Here is a 3,288-nt window from a genome sequence, read left to right as displayed (position 1 = left end):
GGCCAGGGGAAAGCGCCGTCGCCGCGGCGCGGGTGGAACCGAAGGGCCCGGATTCCCGGCCAACGCCGCTGGTATCCTCCGTGGCTGAGGTTCGATGCGGTCGCGCCACTTTGCCGGCGCACTCCAAAGCAGTCCGGAATCCATAAAGAGCCTTGCTTGATATGGAATGACAATCCGATCGAAATAAAGCCCTTGATCCCCCCTCTCCCCAACCCTCTCCCCCCAGGGGGCGAGGGAGCCAACCGGGCAAGTTCTTAGACAGTCTCTAAGGACGAACGGATGACCCCAAGCACCAACGACCGGAGTGGCCGGATTCGGCACTGATCGTCCAGGGTCCCAGAGCTCCGACCACTCCGAGGAGAAATGTGTATGAAGCTTATTCGTAACCTGCTCGCCCTGATCGGACTCGTCGCCGTACTCGCGATCATTGTCGTCGCTGTCCGCCTGGGTCCAACGCTGACGAAGTTCGACGACCGGTTCCTGGCCGTTTATCAGGAATTTGCCGGCAAACTTCTCAAGACCGGAGATCCCGGTGTCTCCATGATGTGGTCCGTACCGGTCGCCGCGGACTTAAGCGCCGAAGAAGTCGTCGAATCTATGAAGAGCATCGCCGTATCGCGCAACCTCCTGTTTGTCGGCGAATCGCCTTTCTACAAGCAGGTCCGGGCGATCACCGGCGAGGATTACCGCTATGTGAATTTCCTGTCCTTTTGCGACGCCCAGGTCGGCAAGAAGATGCTCGAATACCGCGACCATTACAGCGGATTCATGCCCTGTCGTATTGCCTTGGTCGAGGACAAAAACGGCCGCTTGTGGATGTATACGATGAACCTGGATCTGATGATTCACGGTGGGAAAGAGCTACCCGAAGACCTCAAAACGGATGCCATTCGGGTGCGTGAGAACATTATGGCCATCATGGAGGGCGCGGCCAAGGGTGAGTTCTAACCCGAGCGGCGGAAAACGGCATGCTTCGGAGGGAGAACATCGCCTTGTAGGATGGGCCGTACCCACCGCCTATGTATCAGAAACCTCAGTCGCGTTTGCGTTTTGAATCCGCAGATTACGCAGATTGTTTCGTTCTTCATCTGCGGATAAAGAAAGTCGGTGCAAACCCTATCCCTATACCCACAGGGAAAGTCGTCGATAGGCATAGCCCATCCTACCTCCCGATGTAAGGGATTTTTCAAGCCCCCTTGCAGTAGGGTCGCGACCGGATACACTGCGCGCAGCGTTGGGTATCCAAGGAGTAGTGCGACATGAACATCCCGCCGAACATCGACGGTCTGCGTTGGCGACACGGCGACGGTGATGCCGCAGAGGCGAATCAGGCCGTCGTCGATGAGGTCTCCCGACTCATCAAGGCCAAGGAGCGTGGGCGCCTGCGGGCAGTGCTGAACCGCTGGTCCCCGACGGATGTGGTCGAGCTGTTCGTCGCGCTGCCGCTGAAGCGGGCCCGCAAGCTCTTCGAATGGCGCGATCGAGAGACCGTAAAGGCCGTCGTCCTGCTCAATCCGGAGCTCCGCGCGGCCTTGCTCAAGGATGCCTCGATCGCCCGGATCGTCAAGGTGCTGGATAAGATGGAGCCGGAGCAGGCCCTCCAGGCCCTCGACGACCTCCCGGAGGACGTAGCCCAGCAGGTCCTACCCAGGCTCCGCGCGCGCGCGGCCATCGAAGAGCTGCGTGCCCACGGCGAGGACTCCGCCGGTAGCATCATGAGCCGCAAGTTCGTCGCTGTTCCCGTCGACTGGACCATCGGGATGGTGACCGCCGAGATCCGCGCCAACGCCCAGCTGATCGAGAAGCTCTACGGCGTGAGCGTGGTCGACGCCGAGCGGCGGCCGGTCGGTTATCTCAAGCTTCGAGATCTGCTGCTGCTGCCCAAGGAGGCCAGTGTCCGCGAGGCGATGCACACGGATTTCATCGCCGTGACCCCGGATACGGATCAGGAGGAGGTCGCACGCCTGGCGGACCGCTACGAGCTCAATGTGATGCCCGTGGTGGACGCGGACGGCCAACTGGTCGGACGCATCACCCCGGACCGCCTGCGGCAGGTCATCCGGGACGAGGCGGAGGAGGACATCAAGATCATGGCTGGGCTTGCGACCGACACCCAACACGACGAGTCCGTGCGGCGCATCGTGCGCGGGCGTGCCCCCTGGCTGCTGGTCGGGCTGGTGGGGGCGAGCCTGTCGGGGGTGATCGTGGGGGCTTACGAGGAGCAACTGGCACAGGCCGCAATCCTGGCCAGCTTTATCCCCATCGTCATGTCCACCGCGGGCAATGCCGGCATCCAGGCCTCGACGGTGGCAGTGCAGGGCCTGGCGACCGGAACCCTGACCTTTGCCGACCTGGGCTGGCGGTTGGGCAAAGAGCTGTTGGGCGGACTCGCCAACGGCGCCATCGCAGCGATTGCCCTGGTCTTGTTCGTGCTTTTGGTATCGCAGCTGGGTGACATCGAGGCGCCGCTGCGCCTGGTGGTCACTGCGGGGCTGGCGGAGATGACCGTTGTCGTTGCCGCGGTCACCGTAGGGGCCACCGTTCCCGTGGTATTGGATCGTCTCGGCATCGACCCGGCCATGGCTACCGGCGTGTTCATTACCACCGGGAACGATATTCTGGCCGTGGTGATTTTCTTTGTTACGGTGACCCTGTTCTATTTTGTGTGAACCGAATGGAAAGCAGCAGTATTGAGCTCCCTGGGTCTGAGATCGGTGCCGTCAGTTACCAGGACGGGTGCCTGTGCATCCGCTTCTCCCGTGCCTACATCATCAAAACCATGACCGGTTCCCACGACCGCACCCGTTGGTGGCAGAGTGGTGATCTGATCATGGAAGGCGCGAAAATCGAGTCCGAGCTGCCGGAGGGGCGATTGGTCTGCGACGGTGGCGATATCGACGACAACATCTTTACCTATCGAGATATGATCCCGGTCCCGCTCGATACCCGCGGCCATACGCGCTGCGACCTAGGTTTCCGCGGTACGGATAGGCGCTTGGTCGCCGCCGGCGAAACCCTGAGACTGGAGATGATAGAGGTTGCGAAATACATCGAACACATACGGCCCGAAGGCTAGTACCTAGTTTCGAGCGATATTGCTAGTCCCCACACTGGAGCGGATAAGCCAAGCGTGTGAGCCAGCAGATACTATGAACTTGCAACATCGGTTGAAACTAGGTACTAGTGGGGTTCAGAAGCTGTCTGGTTAAACTGGATCCGAGCGTCGGGTTGCGTTACGCCGCGTTCGGCGCCGTGCCGGTCCGGGCGCGGTCCTGGGTTATTTGGCGT

Annotated in this window: 3 protein-coding genes; all 3 read left to right on the top strand. The window is 60.9% G+C overall.

Translation table 11 applies throughout. The annotated features are described in order from the left end of the window. The first annotated feature begins 369 nt into the window (after positions 1 to 369). The 3 genes from BQ17_RS10610 (at position 370) to BQ17_RS10600 (ending at position 3,076) form a co-directional block, all read left to right on the top strand. Complete coding sequence (locus tag BQ17_RS10610) at positions 370 to 948, top strand: DUF302 domain-containing protein (protein ID WP_089726883.1); 579 nt, start codon at positions 370 to 372, stop codon at positions 946 to 948. Between the two features lie 311 nt (positions 949 to 1,259). Further along, a complete protein-coding gene (gene mgtE, locus BQ17_RS10605; protein WP_089726881.1) occupies positions 1,260 to 2,669 on the top strand; it encodes a magnesium transporter in 1,410 nt (469 codons plus the stop codon). A 5-nt stretch (positions 2,670 to 2,674) separates the two neighbouring features. Continuing rightward, a complete protein-coding gene (locus BQ17_RS10600) occupies positions 2,675 to 3,076 on the top strand; it encodes a hypothetical protein (RefSeq protein WP_089726879.1) in 402 nt (133 codons plus the stop codon). Positions 3,077 to 3,288: the final 212 nt, after the last annotated feature.

The sequence above is a fragment of the Candidatus Thiosymbion oneisti genome (assembly GCF_900092655.1).
GTDB classification, from domain to species: Bacteria; Pseudomonadota; Gammaproteobacteria; order Chromatiales; family Chromatiaceae; genus Thiosymbion; species Thiosymbion oneisti.
Note: the sequence above shows the minus strand (reverse complement) of the source record. Positions and strands in the feature narration are given on the sequence as shown.